We start from the raw sequence: 255 nt of genomic DNA, 5'->3' as shown, positions 1-255 counted from the left end.
CGTTGGATATAAACGCCGTCAAGAAGCTCAAAAGAAAGCAACAGAAACAATGTTTGATTTACTAAATGCTCTACCTTTAAACCGTTTAAAGGCAAACACGATTCTCTTTGATAGCTGGTTTGGTCACGCTGCAGTCATTAAGCAAGTTGTAACAGACTATCCCTTACAGGTCATCTGCATGATCAAACCCATGCGTGCAACCTACGGCTATCAAGGACAGCGCTATACCCTTAAAGAGCTCTATGCCCATTTGAA

Annotated in this window: 1 pseudogene; it reads left to right on the top strand. The window is 42.0% G+C overall.

The features are described from left to right. A pseudogene (locus tag ACYQ4S_RS12965) lies at nucleotides 1-255 on the top strand (hypothetical protein); the annotation flags it as partial.

It is taken from the genome of Alkalibacterium sp. s-m-28 (assembly GCF_054658175.1).
The sequence above is the reverse complement of the archived record's forward strand: the minus strand, read 5'-3'. Positions and strand labels throughout refer to the sequence as shown.